The organism is Paenibacillus sp. LPE1-1-1.1 (assembly GCF_040676435.1).
Classification (GTDB): domain Bacteria; phylum Bacillota; class Bacilli; order Paenibacillales; family Paenibacillaceae; genus Pristimantibacillus.
The window spans coordinates 97,482-120,770 of sequence record NZ_JBEGHY010000023.1 but is presented as its reverse complement, the minus strand read 5'-3'; the positions used below and the strand labels follow the sequence as shown (position 1 = coordinate 120,770).

The window sequence follows — 23,289 nt, the reverse complement described above, 5'->3', positions numbered from 1 at the left end:
TCGGCCGTGAGAGGCCCAGCTATTATACGACTGCCTTGGCATTCTGCCCGACTTCGAGATTCTTGCGGTTTTCGATGTAATGGTCAAACTCGCCGACCGGTTATTCCAGTCATTCATTTTCGAAAACGCTTCCAGATCTCTTATTTTTGATTAAAGTTGTATCTGCTCAGCTTTCCCGGTTCAACCGACATATCGAATTCGATTCTGCAGTTGTCCCGTTCGCATGCTTCTCCGGAAGCTCGTTTGACAACCACTTTACACGGTTTCAGGCTTTCTTTTATAGGCTAAATCTACCGTGTTTATAGGGGGTTTTTTAAAGAGCCATTGCATTATGCACGTTAGATCATTTTTGCGAAACTAATTTAGCGTCTCCTGCGAAATCGGCGATTGCTTTTGCCGTTCGAGCGCCCCGAGATCACCAGCTGGCCATCGATAACATACGTTTTAAATTCCCTATATTCTCATACCGCTCCCCCTCTATATTCGGTTACAAGCTTACCTCACCGCATTCGTTGTAAATATAAAACGATTGGAGAAGCTAACAGAGCAAAAGCAGCCCCCCTCGGTTGAGGATGGACTGCTTTATTCCGTCTTACGATGGCTTTTTCCAGGTATCAAATTACACTTATACAAAAGCAAGACTTTTGCTGGGCTGTCATTACTGCCGCTTCTTTTATAGAAATTGCACGCGAATTGACCATCTGTAACGTTAGCGACAATTTTCCGTTCCAAATCTGCAATTTATGATTACTTGTGACTTATAGATGAACGACTTTACATCAACAATCGGACTTAACCATTCTCTCATGCAAAAAATCGACGATATGCATAGCTTCCATCTTTTCATCGGGCTTATGCTTCTCAATTCCAAGCTTCATTTGGAGTAAACAACCAGGATTGCTTGTCAGCATATATCGAGCCTGTGTATGATTAGCAAGCTCCATCTTATGCTCCAATAGTTGCCCCGCCATTACTGGCTGAGTAACATTATAAATACCTGCAGAACCGCAGCAGCGATCCGCTTCTTTCATCTCAATGAATTCCACGTTAGTTACCTGCTTCAACAATTGTCTTGGGGCCGCTGAGCTTTTCATTACATTGCGAAGATGACAGGAATCTTGATACGTAATTCGAATGTTCTCTTCCTTGTTATTCACAAGACTCTCGGTAAAAGATGGGATTCGTCCTTTTTCCATCACTAGATAGCTGATATCGACCACACGTGATGCAAACCAGCTTGAGTCCTCACGCCAGTTCTCATCTTTATGAAGCAAATGGTCATATTCGATCAGCAACGCTCCGCAGCCGCCGGCATTCGAAACGATATAGTCAATGCCTGTCTCCTTGAAGACTGCAATATTTTTCTTAGCCAGCTCTCTCGCGGAATCCATCTCTCCGCTATGTGCATGCAGCGCCCCACAGCAAACTTGCGCCTTTGGTATAAGCACATCGAATCCTGCTTCTGACAATAGTTCCACTGAATTCACATTCGTTCCCGCAAACAAAACCTCCATGATACAACCCCTGAATAGAGCTACTCTTGCTATCGCTTCTCCTTTGGCTGGATAGTAATCTCCCAATTGCTCGACTACTCCGTGAGCGGATGCCTCTGGCAAAATCCCTTCCATCTCTCGCAAGTAGGCAGGGAATAACCGCATCATGCCAGTTCCTCTAGCCACCTGCCGCAATCCCGACTTCTGATAAAAATGCAAGGAACGCCCCAGCCATTTTAAGCGGTTGCGATGCGGAAAAACGCCGTTAAAAAACAATTTGCGAAGGCCCTTAACGGGAAGACTATGGTCATTATGGTCCTCAATGGCATCTCGAGCTTGTTCAATGAGCTGTCCGTATTTCACATCCGCAGGACAGACCGGTTCACATGCCCTGCAGCCAAGGCAGTGATTCATTTGTTCCTTAAATCTGTCATCCGGCTCCATCAGCCCATCAACAACCGCTTTCATAAGCGCAATTCGGCCGCGCGGTGATTCTGATTCTACGCCTGTTTCCCGGAAAGTTGGACAAGCCGGAAGACAGAACCCGCAGCGCATGCAGTTCGTTAATTGATCATAATCCATCTTCTTCAGAAGTGTATGTGACAGTGGATTACTGTGTTCGATATTAGGCTTGTTCATACCATCAGCGTTAGCCATGCTGCAGAACTACCCTTTTTTTCGTTTCTTTTGCAAATATTTTTCCAGGGTTCAGAATATGGTGAGGATCAAATACCTCTTTGATACCGCGCATAACTTCCATGCCTGCCATACCCACCTTCCATTCGAGATAAGGTGCCTTTACCATTCCCACGCCATGTTCTCCGGTTATCGTGCCTCCTAAATCGATAGCCGCCTCAAAAATTTCAGCAAAAGCCAATTCTACTCGATGTATCTCTTCCGTATCCCTTGCATCTGTCATGGCCGTAGGATGAAGATTACCGTCACCTGCATGACCGAAAGTGGCAATTGTAACCTGGTATTTCTGCGCAATTTCATTGATCCTAAGCACCATGTCGGCAATTTTGGACCGAGGAACTGTTGCATCTTCGAGTATTGTCGTGGGTCTTAGCCGAGCCAAAGCGGTAAATGCGCTCCTCCTAGCCATTAACAGCTTCTCCGCTTCCTCGCGGTTCTCCGCCACTTCAACTCGGTCAGCCTGCTCAAGCATACAAATCTCTCTAATCCGCTCGATGTCGCGCTCAACGGTCTCAGGATCCCCGTCCTGTTCAATTAACAAAATGGCTTCCATATCATGCGGCAGCCCTAGCTTAGCGAAATCATCGACGACTCGAATTGTCGAATTATCCATAAACTCTAGCGTCGCTGGAATAATTCGATCTTCAATAATTTTGGACACCGTACGTGCTGCACCATAGAGATCACGGTACATCGCGAGCATCGTCTTTTTGGCTTTTGGAGGAGGAATGAGCTTAAGCGTTGCTTCTGTTATAACCGCAAGCGTTCCCTCCGATCCGACTAACAATTTGGTTAAGTCGTAGCCAGCTACATCCTTCATTAGCTTTCCCCCGGTACGGATGATGCTTCCGCTTGGCAATACCGCTTTAAGACCAATGACATATTCTTTTGTTGTTCCATATTTTAATCCTCGAAGACCGCCGGAACATTCCGCGATATTGCCCCCAATTGTAGAAATACGCATACTGCTGGGATCAGGCGGATAAAACAAACCCAATGATTCGACATGAGCGGTAAATTCGGCCGTTATTAATCCAGTTTGAACAGTCGCAGTGAGATTTTCTAAATCGACATCAATAATCTGGTTCATCCGATGCATGACCATCACAATTCCGCCCTGTACCGGGACTGTACCACCACATAAGTTCGAACCTGACCCGCGGGTCACAAGCGGTATTTTTTCTTCAGATAATATAGTCATAATCTCAGCAATCTGATGTGTAGAATCGGGGTAAATAACTCCGTCAGGCAGAGCCTGCAGCATCGGTGTACCATCATAGGAATGTGCGACCAATGCTTCCATATCGTCTCTATAATAGGGTGCTCCGACGACCGAACGCAGACGTCTTGCAATGTTAACGTTTAACATTCATTCCCTCCGCCCAATTATTAGTCAGGTCATCTGATGACGCGAACGGCCAACGGACTCTCCGAATAGCAAAACTTCCAGCTCCCATTTATAATTAATAAACGGGGGGAATTCCCCCTCACATTGCTGATTGCCGACTGCCGATTCTCATAGGGAAAGGCCGTTACACGCGGCGGCAGCATGCTCCGTTGCAGCACTTGCAGGTTCTTCCAATCCGGCAATGCTTTGACCGTGCTGTTCATGCCAACCCTCCTCGCCTAACGCGCTCAAAATAATCGGCTCCGCCAACTTGCCCGCCTTTAAGCGATAGCTGAAGCCCGTCCATTCGGGAGTCATCTGCATAACAACGGCATAGCGGACCTCCAGGGACAATGGTGCTTATACACGACATTGCATAGATCCCCAGTTCACGGGTCACATAGCCGGAAGTGTCACCGCCCGCAATCAAAATTCTGCGCAGGCCGGATGCTTGCAAAATATCCCGGGTCAACTTACCAAGCTGCATTCCGATAAGACGACCGGAATCCGCTGGTTCCAGACCAAGAACCTTCAATACCTTCCGAAGCGCTTCGATTGCCGGATCTTCCGGACCAATAGCGGAATAAAGAATAACATTCCTGCCTACTTCCAGTAGCGGTAGTACCCGCTTCAAAAGCGCCTGTCTCGACTCTTCCGCTCGCTTCGGCTCCAGCCAATCCTGCACTGGCACCTTAATGGCGGCATAGCCTTGCCCCAAAGCCCACTCGATTTGCGATTGCGTAACAGGCGAACAGCTCCCCGATACGACCAACAATTGATCCGCTTCGCCTGGTGCTTGTAATTGTATAGTATCCCGGTCAACGAGCCCCTCACTTGCCCAATGTGCGGTCAACGCGTATTCGACGCCTGAGGAGCCGATTACAAATAAGCTCATCTGCTGATCTAACGCTTCCTGCCAAATCAACCTGCCTGTCGTCTCCAAGCGCGAGACATCGAGCACATCGAACAGGACAGCAGCTGTCTCCTTATTCTCTAACCGTTGCTCGAGCCTAGCCGCCACCTTCTCAGCCTCACCATCCAATGCCGGCAGCTCCATTAAAGCAACAGGCAATTCGGTTTGCTCCCGAAGAAGGAGTCGAAGATCCGATTCATGTATCGGCGTAATGGGATGACGGGACATCGTGGGATGACGATCAAGCCGATACGTCTCCCCATCCGCTCCGGCAGCGGCAAAATGATGGCCGAACACTGTATAGCGCTTAAGGATCGGCACACCGGCCACAATCGGCACATACCTGCGCTCAGAATAGATTTCCCGGCCCATCTCCAGCACCTTGCCAATGCTGCCTGCGCGGGGCGAAGAATCGAAGGTCGAGCATATTTTATAATGCACGACTGCCGTCCCATAGGATTTCAGCCGTTCAAGCATCGGCCGCAGCTCGCGCTCCATCTCGTCCGGCGTCATCGAACGGCTTACTCCGGCAATGCCAAAGCACTCCACCTTCGGAAACCGTTGAGCTAGAAGCTCCGCTGATGGCGGCTCAAGAAACAGGACCGTCTCCACGCCATTCATGGCCAGAGCCTCCATTACATCTGTGGAGCCGGTAAAATCATCGCCATAGTAGCAAAGCAGTCGTTCCTTTTTTTGCATCATTGCGTCTAAGTTGTTCATTGCGCATGATCCTTACGTAGAAATTTGTCGAAGGCGCGGCGCAGCTCGACTCGATCCTTCGCATAATCTTCAGCAGAAATACCGCGTATCGCAGCCTCCCAGCCTTGCTTCATGCTCTCGACGCCAGCGACAGGGCCGTCCGGGTGAGCGAGAATACCGCCTCCAGCGAGATGCATTACATCAACCGTGCGCGTCCGTTCAAACGTGACCGCTGCCGTCCCCGCCCATTGTCCCGAAGACAGGACCGGCATCGTCGCATAACCGCCCAATAACGGCTGCATACAGGCTTGCACAGAACTCACGACAGAATCGTCGGTTTCATAGAACTTGCTGCCTAATCCGTTGACATGCAGATGGTCAGCACCCGCGAGTCTGCACAGCTTCTGATATGCCCGGAAGTCCATACCAAGCTGCCCATGTCGCGTCAGCATCCCCCACTGATTCCGATGACCGTGAATCGGAACCTCGCTAAAGGTGTTCAAATAAGCGAGACCCGCGATTCCTACGCTATTCATACTGACCATGACACAATTGCCTCCTGCCTTGACCACGAGATCATGGTTGCGTTTCAGCGCATCGATGTCCCCTGTAATATTGAAGGCATACATCACCTTACGGCCCGTAACATCTGCTGCCCGCTCAATCGCCCGCGCGACCGTCACCACTTTATCCTGCAGCGGAAAATAAGGCGGATCCGCATTTAATTCATCGTCCTTTATAAAATCAAGTCCCGATACCGCCAGCTTATACACAAGTGACTCTAAATCCGCCGGACCTAGACCTACACTCGGCTTGATGATCGTACCGATAATCGGTCGATTGTAAACGCCGGTTAACCGTCGTGTCCCTTCGATGCCGAAACGCGGCCCCGGATAGCAGGCCGCGAAGTCATCCGGCAGCTCCAAATCCAGAAGCCTCAACCCCGATAACTCGCGCAGCTCATACAAGTTGCCGGCTACACAAGCCATCAGGTTGGGAATCGACGGTCCGAAATTATGAAGCGGAAAAGAAACAACGACTTCCCCGCGTGAATAGATACCGTTATGGCCTTTCGGTACGACCGCCCCGGGCAGTGAAGGCTGCCCAACCTGTTCCAAAGGTGTGATGCACTCGATTCGGGCACCATGACGATCCTTAAGCGACGCCGTTTCGCCAGGCACTGCTGTGAACGTACCGGTTGATTGCTCCCCTGCGATGGACGCAGCTGCCTGCTCAAGCGTGAACGGGGTTTCGACCAAATAAGTGGCTATTATACGTTTGGTTTCCAATTTAAACACCTCGCCATCTGTTATCGATTTATTCAAGCGCCTCCAATAACCGTTTAACCGCCAATACGCCCAAATACGGGCTGGTGTATACCGGCTTGCCGGTTTTCTCATTTAGAGCTGCTTCCATCCTTGCCATCGAGCCTTGCGCGAGCACAATAGCGTCCACCGAAGAGGCGATACTCGCCGCCGTTTCCGTGATTAACCGGTCGTGCTCCTCCGGCTTGCCGCTGACCAGCGCGTCATATGCTCCCTTCGCCAGACCATCCACCAGTTCAATGGATTTTCCAGTTGCTTCTGCTTGGGAACGCAGCAAGGTCATTGTCGGATGCAGCGTCGTCGGCAAGGTCGCAATGACGCCAATGCGGGAATAGCGCCTTACTGCTTCCTGAGCCATCTGCTCATCGATCTTCACGATTGGCACGGATACAAATGGCCTTGCTCGATCGACCACTTCACCAACCGACGAGCAGGTATTCAAAATGACGTCGGCCCCAAGCTCCGCCGCGTTCTGATAATAGTTCAACAGCCGCCCGGACACCTGTGGAGTGACCTCTCCAGCCTGTACGACGTCATAAATCAGGCTGTCATCGATGATATTAACGAGTCGGCAGTCCGGCAAGAGCTCGTTGAATACCTTTTTTAACGGATCTGCAAGGCCTTGGCCCGTATAGACCGCTACAATTGTCCTTTTCATTGCAATCTCTCCTCCCATAATATGACGAAAGTTCTGCCTGTTTTTTGAACGCGACTCGTATCAGCACGCCAGAGGTCTCATTCTGCACGTCCAAAAAAAAGAGGAATCTGCGGAACGAATTCCGTTCTGCAGATTCCCATGTTCTCAAGCAGTACGGAGAAACCGCTGCACGGTCACTTCATTCGAGACCTGAATAACTTCCTTCAGAAATTCATGCCGCTTCCCACTCTACCAAACAAGTTCACGATCCAGTCTCCGATAATCGCCCATCCGCATCGGCGCATGATCATATACTTCACGCCCGCTGTACAGTGGCTTTTGCCGTCCCTTAGGGCTGATGTCTACAACATCATCGCCGCGCCACTGTGTATCGAATACTTGACCAACTGCATTCTCCTGTGTTGTTCGCAAGCTCAGCGGGAACGTAATCGTAATTGTTTCTCCTTCAAATGCGGGACCGAGTAACAGGAAACACTTGTTAATCCAGCTGCTCGGATCTTTTCCGTTGCCTTCCGTCAATGTATTGCCCCGCTTGCGGGCAACGTTGATTTTGGTGAATCCCGCCCACTCAGGAATTCGGACGGTAAGCCGCGGCAGATCCTGATGGATGTGAAGCACGACTTTGCCTTCGTGCGGCAAGTAACTGTCGACGTCGAGCCACTTCGAACCCCGATTCAGCAGAAAGTTCACGCTGATCATGCCCTCTTGCTCCGTAATACTATTACTCCAGCCCATGAACAAACCGCGCATTCCCGAGCCTAAACAGCATATTTGCAAATCGTTTGTATGGCCGCGTCCTTCATTAACGTCACAGCAGAAGTCGTTAGGAGCGGAGTATCCGGCGAAGGCTCCCCGCGTTCGATCCGCAACCTTGTAATAGGAGCGATCTGCGTGAATGTCCCTCAACTTGTCCGTAGATTGCTCTACCCAATTCAAGTCCAGCAGTTGAGATTCCGCCAGGTGGTTCCGGAGAAACCGTTCAACGGTTCCCCAATATTCCACGTAACCATTTTTGGCGAGCGTAATCCCGGTCGCGATCAGATCCACTAAAGAGCAGGTTTCGTGCTCATAAGCTTGCTCGTGAAGGTCGCCTGGTGTCCAGCCGAATGCGGTGCACTTCGTTAGCGCCCAATCATAGCTCTTCTTAACCCAGCTAATCATCGCGGCGTTTCGCGTGAACTCACCGAAACGGGCAATCGCGTCCAAAGTACCCAACCGGGTATGGAAGTGTCCGCTGCGGTAGGCTGGAGAATCATTAAAGCTCCCATCTTCAAGGAATACACGACTTCTTTCCGTAATGAGCGCCGTGAAGTACTGGCAGAGCTCAAAGGCATCCTGGTTCCCCGTTAATTCGTGGTACTTCAGCAGTGGCATAATGAGTCTCCCGCAGAAAGAAGCAGGGTCCGGAGCAAGCCGGAGTTGGACGGCATTCTTGGACGGCCATCCCGTTTCCTTATATTCAGAAGCCGGATAATACCAGATGTCGCGTTCCTTGATCGCGATCCGTTTAAGTGCCGCAACATGACGATCCGCAGCTTCCTTAGCCTTCTGATCTCCCGATTCCATGTACCAGGTTGTCAGTGACAGGATCACAGCACGCTGATCGATCAGATTCGCATTCGTCTCCCATTTGTATACCGGGTTCAACTGGCGGTAGCTCATTCCGTCTTCCTTAAAGAAGGAGAGCAAGTTGGAGCGATATCGCTCCTCTACCTCCTGTCCGAATGTTTCACCGGACATATGTCTTGCAAGGATCATCCCGTCGATCATCCGGCCGTGGGAGGAACCGTAATCCCAATCTCCATGCGTCATGTAAGCGGGCTTAGCCATTAAATTTGCCGCAAAGAACGGCACATAATCGTAATCACTATCCGCAATGCCCACCATCGCATTCAGAGCATGGGCAGCCCGTTCTTCCAGCATCAAAGTATCCGGTATGGGACGCTTAGCCATTTCATTTCCTCCTCTTCATACTTTTCTGCGTTATAGCCGTTTGATCAAGCCCTCGAAACGATAGTGGAACTTATCGCAACGTTAGCATTGTTTACTCCAAGGAAGGTGATCAAATACGCGGTTAGGAGCTAACTCAATCGCTTGGCGGATAGCTTCCTTCATGCTTTGCTCGTCAGCGATTCCTTTGCCGGCGATATCAAACGCGGTGCCGTGGTCTACGCTGGTCCGAATAATAGGCAGACCGACGGTAATGTTAACGCCAGCCTCAAGTCCAAGCACTTTAATAGGACCATGACCCTGATCGTGGTACATCGCTACGACGATATCAAAATCGCCGCGCGTCGCACGGAAGAACAGGGTATCGGCCGGAAGGGGCCCAACCGCATGAATGCCATCTTCTTGAGCCTGTTTGACGCCGGGAATTATTTTTTCTTCTTCTTCTCCATAACCAAACAGCCCATTTTCTCCGGCATGTGGATTAATGCCGCAGACAGCGATTTTCGGAGCGGCAAAGCCTGCCTTTTGCAACGTTTCATGCGCCATGCGAATGACCTTATAAACGCGTTCCGGATTGATCATCTTAACGGCATCGATAATGCCAACGTGAGTCGTGACGTGAATGACCTTCAGCTTTGGTGCGGACAGCATCATCGAAAAATCCTTTGTACCGGTCAAGTCGGCCAAAATTTCGGTGTGACCCGGATAAATATGTCCTCCTTTGTGAAGTGCTTCTTTGTTCAATGGCGCTGTGCAGATCGCATCTATCTCGCCGGCATTTGCAAGCTCGATCGCTTTCTTCAAAAAGCTGAAGGAGGCATGCCCAGCCTCGGCAGACACTTGTCCGACCTTGAGATCGGCGGGAACCAAATCCAAATCCAGACAGTCTACCGTGCCGATTTGAAATTGAGCCTCCGATACGGTTTGAATGTTACGGATTTTCAGTCCTGTTTGGACAAAGCCTTCGGCTCTTTCCATGATTTTCGAATCGCCGATGACGAAAGGTCTGCAAGATTCATATACAAGGGAATCATGCAAGGATTTCAATATAATTTCAGGGCCAACGCCTGCAGCATCCCCCATTGTAATGCCTATAATTGGTCTATTCATTAGATTGTCCTCCCTTCAAAGCCACTTTAGCATGCACCAAACTATTTTCATTGCCGAAAGCACCGGCTTTCGTGACTACCCACAAAGGCGTGCTCCCCACGAGTTTTCCAAGTGGAATTCCCGGTTCAATCTCACTGATGAGCTGAATGCCGGATACACTTAGATGCTTGCATACGGCCTTAGCCGTATCCCCGCCGGTTAGAATAACGCCTTGCAGTTCAATCTCTCGAATAATTCCGGAAGCAATTCCACCCAATATAGCTGCGATCCGGTTGGAAACCTCCGTAGAATCAAATCCTCTTACGGCGCCTGCCGCTTTGGATAATCGGACATGCTTGGGTGAAGAGCTTGCATAAAGAGACACATCCGAGCCTGCAGCTATGGCCGTCAGGAGCTCCATCTTGCACCGCTCGATTTCCTTGGAGCAGCCCTCATCGGAGGTAAGGGCCACAACCGTGTTAAACTCCACGGCTGTCACCTGCGGACTTAAATTAAACGCGGCAACCTGACTTCGGGTTACCTTAGAAATGCTGCCCGCAACTAAAAGTACGGGCTTATTGGTGACGGATATAACCGAATTTGAAGCTTTACTGCTGCTCAACAAAGCCAGCGCCTCTGGAAGGTAATCTGCGAGACCTGCCGATCCTGCCCATAGAATCCGATATTCGCTTACCGCCATGATTGCTGCGATTTGTTTCATATCCTCGCCCGAAACAGTATCAAACACAATGATTTCGATTTGTTTCTGAAGTAAAGCTTTTACTCGGGACAAAACGGCTTCTTTGCCTGAACGAAGGGTTTCTAACGGGATTAGTCCCGCTTTCCGTTTCGATTGGGAAGCGAGCAGCTTTACTAAGTTGGATTCCGTTACGGGACACTTGGGATCTCTTGCTGCTTCAGTCTGATCGATCGGTACATTGTTCATATAATGGATGCCGTTTCTTGTTGTTCTGCCTAGTTTCGGGAATGCAGGCGCTACAACTGTAAAATCCACTGGGATGGCATCCGCGACGGCGTCTATTTCTGAGCCTAAGTTACCTCGCAGCGTAGAATCCATTTTTTTATATACATGCTTAAAGCCTAGTTGATTGACTTGAACCGCAGCTATCTTTGCCTTCTCATAGGCCATTTTCCCGGAAACTGACCGGCTATCCGTATCGAGAACAATGACTTCTATTTCCTTTATGCCTGTAGAAAAATGATCTATATTAAAAATGACCTGGGTCTCAAAGCCTTTTCTTGCGAACTGCACGCCAGAGTCGGAAGCTCCGGTTAAATCATCAGCAATAATTGCGATTTGCCTCATAATTGTGGTATCTCCTTGCAACTCATTCTTGTGTTTCATAAGAGTGTTTAAAGGTCCGGAGAATGGAACCCTAACAGGTACGTACGGCTTTTGACAGAAACTCACGCATTTATTTATCCAAGTTTCCTAGAATCAATTGCTTTATTTTGCAACACTTTAAATAAAAAACGCTTTATACGATTATTATAAGGGACTAAATGTTGCATAACAATATCAGTATTGTTTAATATTGCAACATATTTTTTAGTTTTCGCCAAAGAGTGGAGCGATTGATGCCTAATCGGTTAGCCGTTTTGGATTGATTCATGCCTTCGTGTTGCAGGATTTCCCATAAAACTCTCTTTTCGATTTCATCCCAGGTGCCCGACAAGTTTAAAAGCACGTTGTGGCTGTCAGCTTCCGTTTGTATGGACTCACTTACTTTTAGCCATCCTTCAGCTGCTTCATTGGCGCCAATATAATTTCCATTCGTAACCGATAAAATGCACTCTAAAACCAGCTTCAATTGCTGTATATTGCCCGGCCATGGTTTCTGCATGAGATCGTCTTCTAGCACAGGCTGCCGTATACCGACAATTTGCTTGCCATGACGGGAATTGTAATTGGCGATTAAGACGCGGGCTATTTCTCCGATATCCTCCAGACGCTCACGAAGCGGCGGTAATTGCAAGCTTGTATTGGCGAATAAATGCACAAAATCGGGGGCCAGTTCTTCTTTTTTTATCAAAGCTTTTATTGGCAACAGGGAAGTGAAGATAAGGCGCGGATGGGCTCCGCCTTGCATGGCGGCCAGCAGCTTTTGCTGCAAATGTTGACTGGTATGCTGGATTTGCTGGAGGCAAACCGTACCGACTGATTCCATGTAGAGCAGCCCCGGCGTCGTTTCATTGCCAAATAAAATAGACTCTTGTTCGGATTCCGTTAACTTGTCGCATGGAATGACGTATAATGCATCGCCACTTTGCGCGCTGGCGGAATGGATCGCTTGAGAAAATAACGATTTCCCGCTACCGGCTTCCCCGACAATCCAGATAGGCTTGTCCGTTTGAGCCAGCAAATTGGCGCGTTTGACAGTTTGCTGAATCGTTATGCTTGAACCGATTACCTGAGCAAAAGTAGCAATTCGGCCGGTTACTTCTAAGGTGCTTGAAATAGGGTTTTTAACGTGGTTCTCCAGCGGATACATATAGACTAAATAGGTTTGTTCCTTTGCCATGGCAGGCACGACAAATTCAACCTTCATTTGGCGTTTATAAAACCATTTTATTTTTTGCTGATTTTCAGAGACTGCATCGCTTTTGGCTGCTTCCTCCAAATAATGACCCCAAATCGGGTCGATGCCGCTAAGATTCATGCCGCACATGACCGAACTATCGTAACCTAATAATAACGAGGCAGCATGATTGGCATAACGAATAACGCCGCGGTTATCTAACGCAAGTACGCCCGTACGGTGATGCTCTAGCATATGCTCAAAAAAACGTTCGTTTTCTCGGGCCTTCAATAGAGCGTCATAGATGCGTTTTACTTCCGACAGTGCCTCGAGCACGGATTCGCGGCCTGAAGTAATAAGGATGCCGTTATACCCCATCTCCTCGGCCGTACGAACCGTAATCGCGTCTCCAAGAACGATTTTTGCGCCATGATCGAAAGCCGTTTGCAGCGCGGTGTGAACTTCGGTTTCATGCTCAATAGAATAGATCGGAATTTCAAAATCGAGCAGGCTCGAAACGGCCGCTGCCCCGCGGCATATAGTGGGGAAGCCAATGATGGCCACCTTGGTGCTGGAATCTTTGACTAAGGTAAGCACACGCAAAATGTCATATCCTGAGACGGGAATATCCACTACCGGAGTGGAAATATGTTCTCTTATCACGGAAGAGGTTCCCCCGCGGCTGATGATGATGTCATATGGATGTCCTTTGGATCCGGTGACGATTGGAACCGCATTTTGGAGATCGGCTACTTCAATGTCCATCTCGATCCGCGGCTCTTCTTGTGATATACTTTCCAGCAAACCCTTCAAGCCAAGATATGGGGCAATCGCCAACACTTTGATTTTCATTTTGTATCCTCGCTTTATAATCAATTATGACTGTTGCAAAATATAACAACTCTTATTGATTATACACAGAATGAAAGGAAAGTACCGTTTATACAAAAGATTTTAACGTTACATACATGTGCGTCTTTTATCTCATAGAATAAGCGTTCAGAGAAAATAAAGTTTTAGACTAATTACACTCAGAGGCCGGTCATTTTTTCCATCGCCTCTGCATATCGCGCCCCCCATCAGAGCAATCTTCGATCCTATCCTGCCATTTCTATTGACAACGCTCTTTCTTAAGATCCCAGTTTTATATTCATGACACTCGACATCATTCATTCGGGAACATATATCATTTCGTATCTTGTTTAATAATAAAAGCGCTGCCATAATTGGCAGCGCTTTTATAAGATCGTTTATAAAAACTCAGTTTAGATATATATCGCTCGACACAAATTTAGAATTGTTTATTTTTTTGACTTGGGTTTTCAAATACATCTATTGCAACTATAAGTGGCATATACCATCTCATATAATTAATTCTTCTATTGCTTTACTCTCCATTAAATTGGATATGTTTCTCGTTTACTTGCTCTGCATAGCAAGCCAATCCATCAGAGATACTTTTTTACCCTCCACCACGACCGGCTTCCCGTCATAATCCAGGTGACAGTCATCGTTCAGGGCATATATCCAGGAGAAATGCCCATTATAGATAAACGGCTCTCCCTTTTCATCCTCAAACAAGCCATGGATGTCCACAACTTTATCAAAGTATGAGAAATGCACATTCTCCGCACCTGCCTTAATCAAGCGCTTATAAGTCGGTATGACCGTTTCCTCCGACTTCACAATCAAATCATCCTTGGAATGGGTAAACCAAATCGGCACATGCTTAATCGTCTCGATATCCGCATCACTGATGACCTCATCATACAACGCTTCGCAAACCGGATAAGCGGCAGCGAAGAAATCCGGATAGTCCAGCACCATGCGCATGGTCATAAATCCCCCATTTGAGCAGCCTCCGATATAGATCCGGTTAGTGTCGATTGCCGCATCATTCCTGGCAATGAACTCATCAATCAAAGCCTTCAATGACTCCCCATACTTGGACTGACCTGTCCTGCCGTACTGCCCGCTGCCGTCGTTCATCCAAAAGGTCGGTGTCTGCGGAACTAACAGGTAAGCTCCGCCAAACTTGGTTTGGATTGCATCGCTGGCCAGGTTCACTACCTTGTTGCTCGTATAAGCGATAGTCGGATCCTCTCCGCCCTCTCCAGCTCCGTGCAACCAGATGATGAGTGGCCGCCTGCCGTTTCCAGTCTGCGGCACGAAGTAGCCATACTTTAACGGCTCCTCTTCATAGGAGGAAATGCCGTGCAGGAACTTCTCTGCCTGTTTCATGGTATTGCCTGCACGCAGGTCATATACCAATCCCGTCAGCTTCTCATCATCCGCCGGAATTTCTGCAATCTGGGTAATCTGGTAATCGCTAATGATAAACTCGTTGAAGACGTTCGGACAGGCAATTGCAGCGGATAAGGAATCGAGCGGTCCATACTTCATTTCCAGAGTTACGAATTCCCCTTCCTCTTTCCGAACGCCATACTGGCAGGAAGGATAAGCGGCTTTCACCACGCAGTAGCCCTTGCTTAACTCCTTATCCGTCTTCTCTAACCAGTTCCTCGAGATTTTCAGGATCTCACCTTTCTTGTCCTTCCGCTCCACATATACACTAAAGCATTCCGGCTGCACCGCTTCCGCCTTCACATTCATCGGCATGGGTAGTACCAGTTTGGTAACGTAAGGACCATGATCAGTTATCTCGATAATTGCGTAGTAACTTCTTCCCATAACAAAATCCACCTTTTTCTCAGATTGAAATGTTTGACTCTCGCCAGAAATAGTCTTACGCGAAAACATTGTCGGTCCGGGATTCCGATTCCGGACCCCATCAAGGAATGAGATCGTATTCATCAGACAAAGAGCGCCCGCTATACAAAGCCGGAGATCCGAAATCTTTCTGATCGGCGACCTGGATTAGATAAGCAAATTGCCGTTTCACCCCCTAGTTTTCATTCTACCGGAAACATATGGAGGCTCACATACAATATTACGACCTTTATTTTCGTTTTTACGATCAGTTGATGTAATTTTGTTGGTTTGCTGATTAAGAACTCCCCTCAATGAATGGGAACAATACATGATCTTTTCCCAAACCGGCAAACGATAAATGTTCTTGTCATAGACTATTAACAAAACATATATCGATATAAATAAAAAAAGCCGCGATTACGCGACTTCTTAGTCTTATATGTTCAGTTGGAAGATTTAAAACTTGGTGTTCTTATAAATCCCGTAAAGCTTCTGGTATAAGCTTTCTACCATCGCTCATTTATATTGACTTCTAATTTTCCAGATCCAGGAGTTTCTTTTAAAACTCCGGGTTGTAATATTGTATAATCTAGATTGGTATTATTTATAAGCCACTGATCAGCAAAATGTTTGGCAATATTATAGTCCGTTATATCTTTTAAAAAAGACTCCTTCCATTTGTCTTGATCCAGAGAAAAAGCTGAATTGAGCATTTTAATCTCTTTATTTTAGTGAGCTCGGCAGCATGCATAACTTTAACTGCTCCATTCAAGTCAATCTTCAGTAAATCGAACATTACGAACATTGCTCGAATGACTTTTGAAGTTGTTTCTTCTTGTTCCTGCGTAAATGAAAGACCTTTTTTTATCATGGTTATTAATTAATTCTATGATTCCTTACAAATCGTTATTGGCGAGTCCGTGATGCTTCCATGCCATACATACAAGTGTCGGAATTCATGTTTGCGTAAAATTCTAGCTGATTTATTACGTTGGTGCGCGTTATCCGATAGGATCACGACATCGTCATCTGGCGATAAATTAAGTTGCCAGACGTAAGGGAGCCTGCCCGTAGATATGTTAATCGAATCTGGAATATGGCCAGTGAGATATTCGCTGGCATCTCGGACATCGAGCAGTTTCAAGGTTCGGTTCCTGCCCTTAGCTTCAATACAGTTTAGCTGGTTCACTTCGATAAGGCCATGAATAGGCCAACACTGACGCAGGATCCACAGGATCACAGCGCCGGCTAAAATAAACAGTAGCGTTATCATCCTGCGCTCCTTTCGAAATTACCGTAGCAGCTGTGTGTCGTGATGAGCCGTTAAAAACCCGCCGTATACTGTCTTGGAGCAGTCGATTCTTTTTTTAGTTTGATTTCGGCTTCTAGGGACCAGTATGGGTTTTTAAGCATTCCTCTCCCTACGGCTACAAGGTCCGCTTCTTCATTTCCGATAACTGCATTGGCCAAAATAGGATCTTCCAGTCTTCCTACCGCGATGACGGGTACGCCAAGTGCCAACTTCATTTCTTTGGCTAATGGCACTTGATATGCAGCGTGAGTACCAGGTCTTCCCCATGCTGTAATCGGTCCTTCCCCGCCCGAAGATATATCGAAAATGTCTATACCTGTTTTTTGATATTCCTTAGCAAAAGCTACACTTTCCTTAATCCCGTACCCGCCTTCTACATATTCTTTAGCGGATATGCGCATGATTAGCGGCATATCTTCAGGCATCTCGGCCTTCGCGGCTTGGATAACTTCACGACCGAATCTGGTTAGATCTTTTCCATACTCATCGTCTCTTTTATTCGTTAGCGGAGAATGAAATTGATGAATCAGATATCCGTGAGCACCATGAATTTCAATCGTATCTACTCCGGCTTTGACAGCACGCTGTACGGCTTTGCGAAATTTCTCCACCATATTTTTAACTTCGCTGGTTGTGAGGGCTCTCGGCATTTTTGAATTTTCGTCAAACGGGATCGCCGAAGGAGCGACCGGGACTTGAACATCTTCCGCTTTGCGTCCTGCATGTGCAATTTGTATTCCCACTTTTGCACCGTAGTCATGGCAGGCGTCTACAATTTTTTTTAATGCAGGAATTTGCTCGTCAGACCACAAGCCCAAGTCGAAATCTGAGATTCGTCCGTCTGGTTCTACATCGGTCATTTCAATCATGATCATCCCGGCTCCTCCAACAGCACGACTTACATAATGCAAATAATGCCATTCGGTCGCGATTCCGTCTTTTTTATCAACCGAATATTGACACATCGGAGACATGATAATCCTGTTTTTCAACTCCATTCCTTTCAACTTATATGGACTAAATAAATTAATCATCGTAAAAACTCCTTTTGATCATCTATATGCATGCGCACGCATATATTAACACAAATTTTTTTTCTGTGTCAACAAGGAATGGCAGAAAATGATCTGCTTATCTTTACAATTAAATATAGCTCGGCGCAACATCTCCGAGCAAAGTTCAATTATTTTATCTTTATGGCATCTGTTCTTATTGTGATGCGGATTTATTTATCCATGCTGTTGAATTTTTCGATTAAGGATTGCAGCTCAGGCTGGAGACCATCCTCCATAAATGCGGTCTGGAAAATTTCATTAAAAGTAAGCAGAGCCATGTTTAATTTTTCTTCTCCTAGCTCCGTCATGCGAGTATATATTCCTCTGCGATCGTCTTCACAAACGTGCCGCTGCAGGGCACCACAGCTTTTCGCTTCCATCCTGCCCACCAGTCTTGAAATAGCGCTTTGACTCAAACCGACCATCTCTTGCAGTTGCAGCAATCTTAATTCTTTATCGTTAGTTTGTGACAGGAAATAAAGAACATAAAATTCCTTTAACGACAAACTGTAGTTCTCTTGTAAAGCAGTCTCCAACTTGTTATTAATGCTCATTTGGATGTTTGTAAGGGATAGCCAGTTATCTAAAAATTCATTGTTGGTATACATCAATTTCCACCTGCTCTGTTTTTATTGAACATGGTCAAACCGTTAATACAATAGAACTTCCATTCTTTTAATAAAAAATATTATAACGTTTATTCCATATTCAGACCAGTAGCATTCTCGAAATAAGCTTAATCTATGCCAACATCCGAGGAAGCTCATACTCGATTGTAAACTCAAGCGCTCGGGAAAATTCGGGAGTGAGAGCAGATAAGGTTTCAACCACAGCCTCCTTTTCCACTTCTCTTAATGCCAGGATTTCTGGCTGCCCAGGTACTTAAAATTCTGTGTGATCATGATAGACAATAGTAACAATAGACGATTGGCTCTTGGTGCGGACCATAAATAGTGCTCCACATCCAGCGTTTCTGGTTATCCTGCTGGTTCCTGCTGGTCATTGTCCCATTCCCGTGAGATGTCAAAATCTCCTGGGAACCGGGGCTCCGGATTATCCAAAGGTTAAAAAACACCGCTGGTGTTTAAATACAAACGAATAACCTTAGCATATTGTTTAAACTTTAACTGAAGAGTTTTTTGGGTTTATTTGGCCGAGCTTTAATCCTCCATTTAGCTCTATGAGCTTCAATATACGGAGCAGCGCTTGTTCGTCCGTCATAACCAGAGTTCGGTTGATTATGATTTGCGGAAAATTGATGTAGTCGCTGTACAGGATGATTAGATGAAGTTGGATTGACGTTGTTTTCCCCGAGCTTCGTCAGGTCTTCAAGAGCAATGGAGCATTTATAAAATTTCGAAGCTCAACGAGGACATGCCCGAAAATACGGCAATCGTGGGAACTCAAGACGATGTCGATTCTTTTCTAGCTTTGCAAAAGGACTTTGAGTTGCTATATGAGGGGAATGTATATCCGCTTGGGGAGTGGTTCGGCGGGTTTAGCATAACCAGCGTGGCTCTCGATCCGGACAGCAACGGGATAGCGGAATTGTATTTCACCTATTCATGGGGCTCCGGCCTTCATCGCTCCCTAGCAGGTTATTTTGATCCGGCTACGAAGCACGCGAATTCCTTTGACTATGCGCATATGAATGGGGATATGGCGCTCATGCCTAATCGAGACGGCAGCTTGTCCCTTTATGCGGCAAAGATAACTAGCATGGCGGGATTTATTAATTTCACCACGGAGCGCACTGATTTTATTGCAGATATCGTTTATGCAAAGGGTCAAATCTCATTAAATCCTGCAATGAACGAATAAACGATTGAGGATACCAATTGAAAAACGCCATTTTCACGGGACTATTTCCACCTGATTCATGACAATGAGCAATACCACAAACATGCCTACGATAAATTACTATTCGTCTCCTTAGCAAACGATTGCAAGCACTACCCTTTGACACATTTTTAGAGATAACCGTTAGGTTCCAAAAAAAGAACACTGGCCGCCAAGAAAGGGAAGCTTGAAAAAAGCTCCCTTCTTGCAGTAAGCGTTCAATGAGTCCCAACCTAACAGCTTGCTGCTGCTGCCACATTAAGACACGCGCGTCAGCCTAACGGCCTGATAAATTTTATCCAGCAGCTCCAACCGGCTTGTTCCGCTTAGCAGTCCCTCGACCTCGGTAATCTTCATTTCCCAAGTATCGATGATTTCCGCTTTGAAGCTGCTGCCTTCAGGCAGCTCAATGATCCGGTATGCTGGACGGTGAATGCCAAAGTATTGGAGGTAGTACTCCCCTTCAATTCCAATGGTCGGTACATCATATACCTCAGGAATCGGCTTGCAGTTTTCCGGCGCTGCCTCCAGAATCGTCCGCAGAAAGCGGATTCGCTCCGGGCTGTCGCCATGCAGCTTGCCTCCTTTGGCCCACCAGATAGTATCATGCTCATCGGCATAGGTTTCTCCATGCGTGCAGTAGCTGCCACGGGCGATGATATCCCAGAAACGGCGCACCATTTCCTCGCCTGTCACATTGCCCCAGCGCTGCGGCAGATTGCCTTCATAGCAGCATTCATCCACCACGATAGGCTTATGGAATTGCCTGTGCCAGATCGGCGGCATCGTTACATCCCAATGCTGAACGCTGAGATGAGTAATCCAAGGCTGCTTATGATCATAGAACACGACACTGGCATGATCATACATCTTCGTGCCATTATGAATAGAACGCAGATGTGCGTAAGGATCTTCCTCCTGTGTCAGCTGCAGCAGGCGGTCCCAATCCGTCATGTGCTTCTCTTCCATAAAATCATATTCATTAGCCAGCGCCCACCATACATTGCGGAAAGAAGCCAGGCGGGCAATCACATAGCGTAAATAATAATCATCACTTGACGCTTCCATGGCATCAAAGCCCCAACGCCCTTTGTCATACGGATGGAATAGAATCAAATCCGCCTCAATCCCAAGCTGCTGCAAATCGGATATGCGCTGCTCAAGCTTGGCAAAAAAACGCGGATCGAACCGCCCCAGATCAAAGCCGCCGCCTTCTTTCTTCACAAACGGATAGCAGTCCGGATCGGTTGAGTTAAACGCATAATGCTTCGGAAAAACGCACATCCGCAGCTTATTAAACGGCGCTTCTGCCAGAGTAGCCAGCGTCTGCTGCTGCATAGCCTCGTCCAGATGAATCCACGCATAACAGGTGGTACCAAAAGGCGCATAGCTGCTGCCGTCCGCATAGGCAAACTGGTACTCATCCTTCACCTGGACCGGACCATGATTCCCCGCCTGGGCAGGGATACATTCAAAGCTTCCCGTATGTCCATTCAACTGCACTGCCGAGCTCACGGTTCTATAAGTCCACCGTCCCTCTTGCTCCGGCATGAATCGAATGCGGTATACGCCGCCCCCGTCATAGAATCCCCTAACCGATACCTCATGCCCGTCTTTGCTAAAATAACCCTTCAGCTCCTGCTCCGCATAAGGGTTGCCCTCCTGCGGACCGGCCAGTGAAAGCTCAAATTGCCCCCACCGCTCCACTGCTGCTTCCCGTACCGTCATGCGATTTCCCCCTCCATATTCGTTTACAGCAGTAGGCGTTCTCCAGCCTACTGCTGTCTAACAAGCCGCCTTAACTAATCCTTTTCCGCTGCTTACCCTTTAATCCCCGTCGTAGAAATGCCCTCCACAAAGTATCGCTGCAGGGAGAAGAAAATGATCAGGGCCGGGATCAACGAGACCACTGACATCGCGAACATAGGACCCCAGTTCGATTCACCTGAGGAGTCCATAAACAGGCGCAGACCAAGCGGTACCGTATAATGATCCGGTGAGTTCAGATACAGCAATTGGCTGAAGAAATCGTCCCAAGTCCAGATAAACGTGAAGATGGCAGTTGTAATCAGCGCTGGAAAAGCAAGCGGCAAAATAATTCGCCAGTAAATCTGTATCGTCCCGCAGCCGTCAATCGTCGCGGACTCATCCAGGTCACGCGGCAAGCCGCGAATAAACTGCACCATGAGGAAAATAAAGAATGCCTCCGTTGCCAGCAGCTTAGGTACAAATAGTGGACCGAACGTGTCTACCCAGCCCATTTTGAAGAAAAAAACATATTGTGGAATGACCGTTACGTGATGAGGCAGCATAATTGTCACCATCATCAGCGCGAACCACACTTTTTTCCAGGAGAAGTTCAGCCTGCCAAATGCATAGGCCGCCATCGAGCATGAAACCAGGTTTCCCACCACGCAAATCAGTCCGAGCATAATGGAATTGCCAATGAACGTGCCGAAGGAGGATTTGGATACGCCTGACCAACCCTTCGTATAATTGTCCAGCGTGACCTCTTTGGGCCAAATCGACAAATCCGAAAATATGAGGTAGCTTGGTTTGAACGAGCTGACCACCAGCCAAATTATCGGGTAGAGCATAACGAGACCGAGCAAAATGACGAAGAGGTGCGTACCCATGGTCTGTGCTCTTGAAGTTGTATTCATCGTCATTTCCCCCCGTCCGCATAATTAACCCAATACTTGGAAGTGCCAAAAATAATAGCTGTAAATACCGCAATAATGACCAGAAGTCCCCACGCCATGGCTGAAGCATAACCCATCTCGAAGAACGCAAAGCCCTTCTGATAGAGATACAGGGTATAGAACAGCGTCGAGTCAATGGGCCCGCCCTTGCCGCCACTAATAATAAAGGCTGGAGTAAAGGCCTGAAAGGCCGTAATGAGCTGGATGACCAGATTGAAGAAGATAACCGGCGAGAGCATCGGAATCGTAATATTGAAGAAGCGGCGCAATCTGCCTGCCCCATCCACCTCGGATGCCTCATATAGCTCCATCGGAATCTGCTTTAAGCCCGCCAAAAATATAATCATCGATGAGCCAAACTGCCATACGGTTAACGCAATAATCGAATAAATCGCATATTTGGGATTCGATACCCAGTCCGGGGCCTGAATGCCAAACACGCTGAGCAAAAACTCATTCAGCACGCCGCCGCCGCCAAACATTTTGCGCCACAGCACAGCTATCGCTACGCTTCCCCCAAGCAGGGTCGGAATGTAATAGACCGTCCGGTACAGCGGAAGTGCACGTATTCCTTTGTTCAGTAGCATGGCTACCGCAAGCGCAAAAATCAGCTTGAACGGAACGGATACGAATACATAAGTAAAAGTCACCTTTAACGATTGCATGTAGCGGGGATCATCGAACATTCGGGCATAGTTTTCGGTCCCGATCCATTTGGACGGTGTCAGCATGTCATATTGGGTAAAAGAGAGATACAATGAGCTGATCATCGGTCCGATCGTTAGTGCGAAAACCCCCAAAAACCAGGGTAGAAGAAAAAGGTAGGGGACCGCATTTTTCTTCCACAGCCCCTTTAAATACATTGAAGTCCGATTTGATTTAGCTGATTGATTCAAACGCGGTCCCTCCTATTGGAATT

General features: G+C 47.5%; 19 protein-coding genes. 1 reads left to right on the top strand and 18 read right to left on the bottom strand.

The window, feature by feature from the left end; all coding sequences use genetic code 11:
- Positions 1-779: 779 nt before the first annotated feature.
- The 15 genes from MRBLPE1_RS17360 to MRBLPE1_RS17290 all read right to left on the bottom strand — a co-directional run bounded on the left by MRBLPE1_RS17360 (position 780) and on the right by MRBLPE1_RS17290 (position 18,437).
- The gene (locus MRBLPE1_RS17360; RefSeq protein WP_414698894.1) at positions 780-2,150 is read right to left on the bottom strand and encodes a (Fe-S)-binding protein; all 1,371 of its coding nucleotides are present in this window, start codon (positions 2,148-2,150) and stop codon (positions 780-782) included.
- Positions 2,143-3,558 (bottom strand): FAD-linked oxidase C-terminal domain-containing protein, encoded by a 1,416-nt coding sequence (locus tag MRBLPE1_RS17355; RefSeq protein ID WP_364147623.1) that lies wholly within the window; start codon positions 3,556-3,558, stop codon positions 2,143-2,145. The genes MRBLPE1_RS17360 and MRBLPE1_RS17355 overlap by 8 nt, the downstream gene beginning before the upstream one ends.
- A gap of 29 nt (positions 3,559-3,587) precedes the next feature.
- On the bottom strand, positions 3,588-3,800 hold the full coding sequence (locus tag MRBLPE1_RS17350) for a hypothetical protein (protein ID WP_364147621.1): 213 nt from the start codon (positions 3,798-3,800) through the stop codon (positions 3,588-3,590).
- Positions 3,797-5,209, bottom strand: coding sequence for a four-carbon acid sugar kinase family protein (locus MRBLPE1_RS17345; RefSeq protein ID WP_364147618.1), 1,413 nt, complete (start codon positions 5,207-5,209; stop codon positions 3,797-3,799). The genes MRBLPE1_RS17350 and MRBLPE1_RS17345 overlap by 4 nt, the downstream gene beginning before the upstream one ends.
- Positions 5,206-6,588 (bottom strand): ribulose-bisphosphate carboxylase large subunit family protein, encoded by a 1,383-nt coding sequence (locus MRBLPE1_RS17340; RefSeq protein ID WP_364147615.1) that lies wholly within the window; start codon positions 6,586-6,588, stop codon positions 5,206-5,208. The genes MRBLPE1_RS17345 and MRBLPE1_RS17340 overlap by 4 nt, the downstream gene beginning before the upstream one ends.
- Positions 6,506-7,171 (bottom strand): aspartate/glutamate racemase family protein, encoded by a 666-nt coding sequence (locus MRBLPE1_RS17335; RefSeq protein ID WP_364147613.1) that lies wholly within the window; start codon positions 7,169-7,171, stop codon positions 6,506-6,508. Before MRBLPE1_RS17335 ends, MRBLPE1_RS17340 begins: the two co-directional genes overlap by 83 nt.
- A gap of 228 nt (positions 7,172-7,399) precedes the next feature.
- On the bottom strand, positions 7,400-9,124 hold the full coding sequence (locus MRBLPE1_RS17330; RefSeq protein ID WP_364147610.1) for a hypothetical protein: 1,725 nt from the start codon (positions 9,122-9,124) through the stop codon (positions 7,400-7,402).
- A gap of 81 nt (positions 9,125-9,205) precedes the next feature.
- Complete coding sequence (gene pdxA, locus MRBLPE1_RS17325; protein WP_364147607.1) at positions 9,206-10,231, bottom strand: 4-hydroxythreonine-4-phosphate dehydrogenase PdxA; 1,026 nt, start codon at positions 10,229-10,231, stop codon at positions 9,206-9,208.
- Positions 10,224-11,537: a four-carbon acid sugar kinase family protein gene (locus tag MRBLPE1_RS17320; protein ID WP_364147604.1), complete on the bottom strand. Its 1,314-nt coding sequence runs from the start codon at positions 11,535-11,537 to the stop codon at positions 10,224-10,226. The genes pdxA and MRBLPE1_RS17320 overlap by 8 nt, the downstream gene beginning before the upstream one ends.
- Before the next feature lie 223 nt (positions 11,538-11,760).
- On the bottom strand, positions 11,761-13,602 hold the full coding sequence (locus MRBLPE1_RS17315) for a sigma-54-dependent Fis family transcriptional regulator (RefSeq protein ID WP_364147601.1): 1,842 nt from the start codon (positions 13,600-13,602) through the stop codon (positions 11,761-11,763).
- A 567-nt stretch (positions 13,603-14,169) separates the two neighbouring features.
- Positions 14,170-15,441 carry a prolyl oligopeptidase family serine peptidase gene (locus MRBLPE1_RS17310; protein WP_364147600.1) on the bottom strand — a complete coding sequence of 424 codons (1,272 nt, stop codon included), beginning with the start codon at positions 15,439-15,441 and terminating at the stop codon, positions 14,170-14,172.
- Between the two features lie 527 nt (positions 15,442-15,968).
- Complete coding sequence (locus tag MRBLPE1_RS17305; protein ID WP_364147598.1) at positions 15,969-16,175, bottom strand: NAD(P)H-binding protein; 207 nt, start codon at positions 16,173-16,175, stop codon at positions 15,969-15,971.
- A gap of 173 nt (positions 16,176-16,348) precedes the next feature.
- Complete coding sequence (locus MRBLPE1_RS17300) at positions 16,349-16,735, bottom strand: rhodanese-like domain-containing protein (RefSeq protein ID WP_364147595.1); 387 nt, start codon at positions 16,733-16,735, stop codon at positions 16,349-16,351.
- A 50-nt stretch (positions 16,736-16,785) separates the two neighbouring features.
- Positions 16,786-17,808: an NADH:flavin oxidoreductase/NADH oxidase gene (locus MRBLPE1_RS17295; RefSeq protein ID WP_364147592.1), complete on the bottom strand. Its 1,023-nt coding sequence runs from the start codon at positions 17,806-17,808 to the stop codon at positions 16,786-16,788.
- 191 nt (positions 17,809-17,999) lie between these two features.
- On the bottom strand, positions 18,000-18,437 hold the full coding sequence (locus MRBLPE1_RS17290) for a MarR family winged helix-turn-helix transcriptional regulator (RefSeq protein WP_364147590.1): 438 nt from the start codon (positions 18,435-18,437) through the stop codon (positions 18,000-18,002).
- A gap of 766 nt (positions 18,438-19,203) precedes the next feature.
- On the opposite strand from MRBLPE1_RS17290, the gene MRBLPE1_RS17285 reads away from it, so the two are divergent.
- Positions 19,204-19,650, top strand: a complete 447-nt coding sequence (locus MRBLPE1_RS17285) for a hypothetical protein (RefSeq protein WP_364147587.1) — start codon at positions 19,204-19,206, stop codon at positions 19,648-19,650.
- Positions 19,651-19,926: 276 nt separating this feature from the next.
- Here the strand turns inward: MRBLPE1_RS17285 and MRBLPE1_RS17280 are convergent, their stop codons facing one another.
- The 3 genes from MRBLPE1_RS17280 to MRBLPE1_RS17270 all read right to left on the bottom strand — a co-directional run bounded on the left by MRBLPE1_RS17280 (position 19,927) and on the right by MRBLPE1_RS17270 (position 23,233).
- Entirely contained in the window at positions 19,927-21,396 is a 1,470-nt protein-coding gene (locus MRBLPE1_RS17280; protein ID WP_364147584.1) for a DUF5060 domain-containing protein, read from the bottom strand.
- Between the two features lie 92 nt (positions 21,397-21,488).
- A complete protein-coding gene (locus tag MRBLPE1_RS17275; protein WP_364147581.1) occupies positions 21,489-22,331 on the bottom strand; it encodes a carbohydrate ABC transporter permease in 843 nt (280 codons plus the stop codon).
- 2 nt (positions 22,332-22,333) lie between these two features.
- Entirely contained in the window at positions 22,334-23,233 is a 900-nt protein-coding gene (locus MRBLPE1_RS17270) for a carbohydrate ABC transporter permease (RefSeq protein WP_364149711.1), read from the bottom strand.
- Between the last annotated feature and the right edge of the window lie 56 nt (positions 23,234-23,289).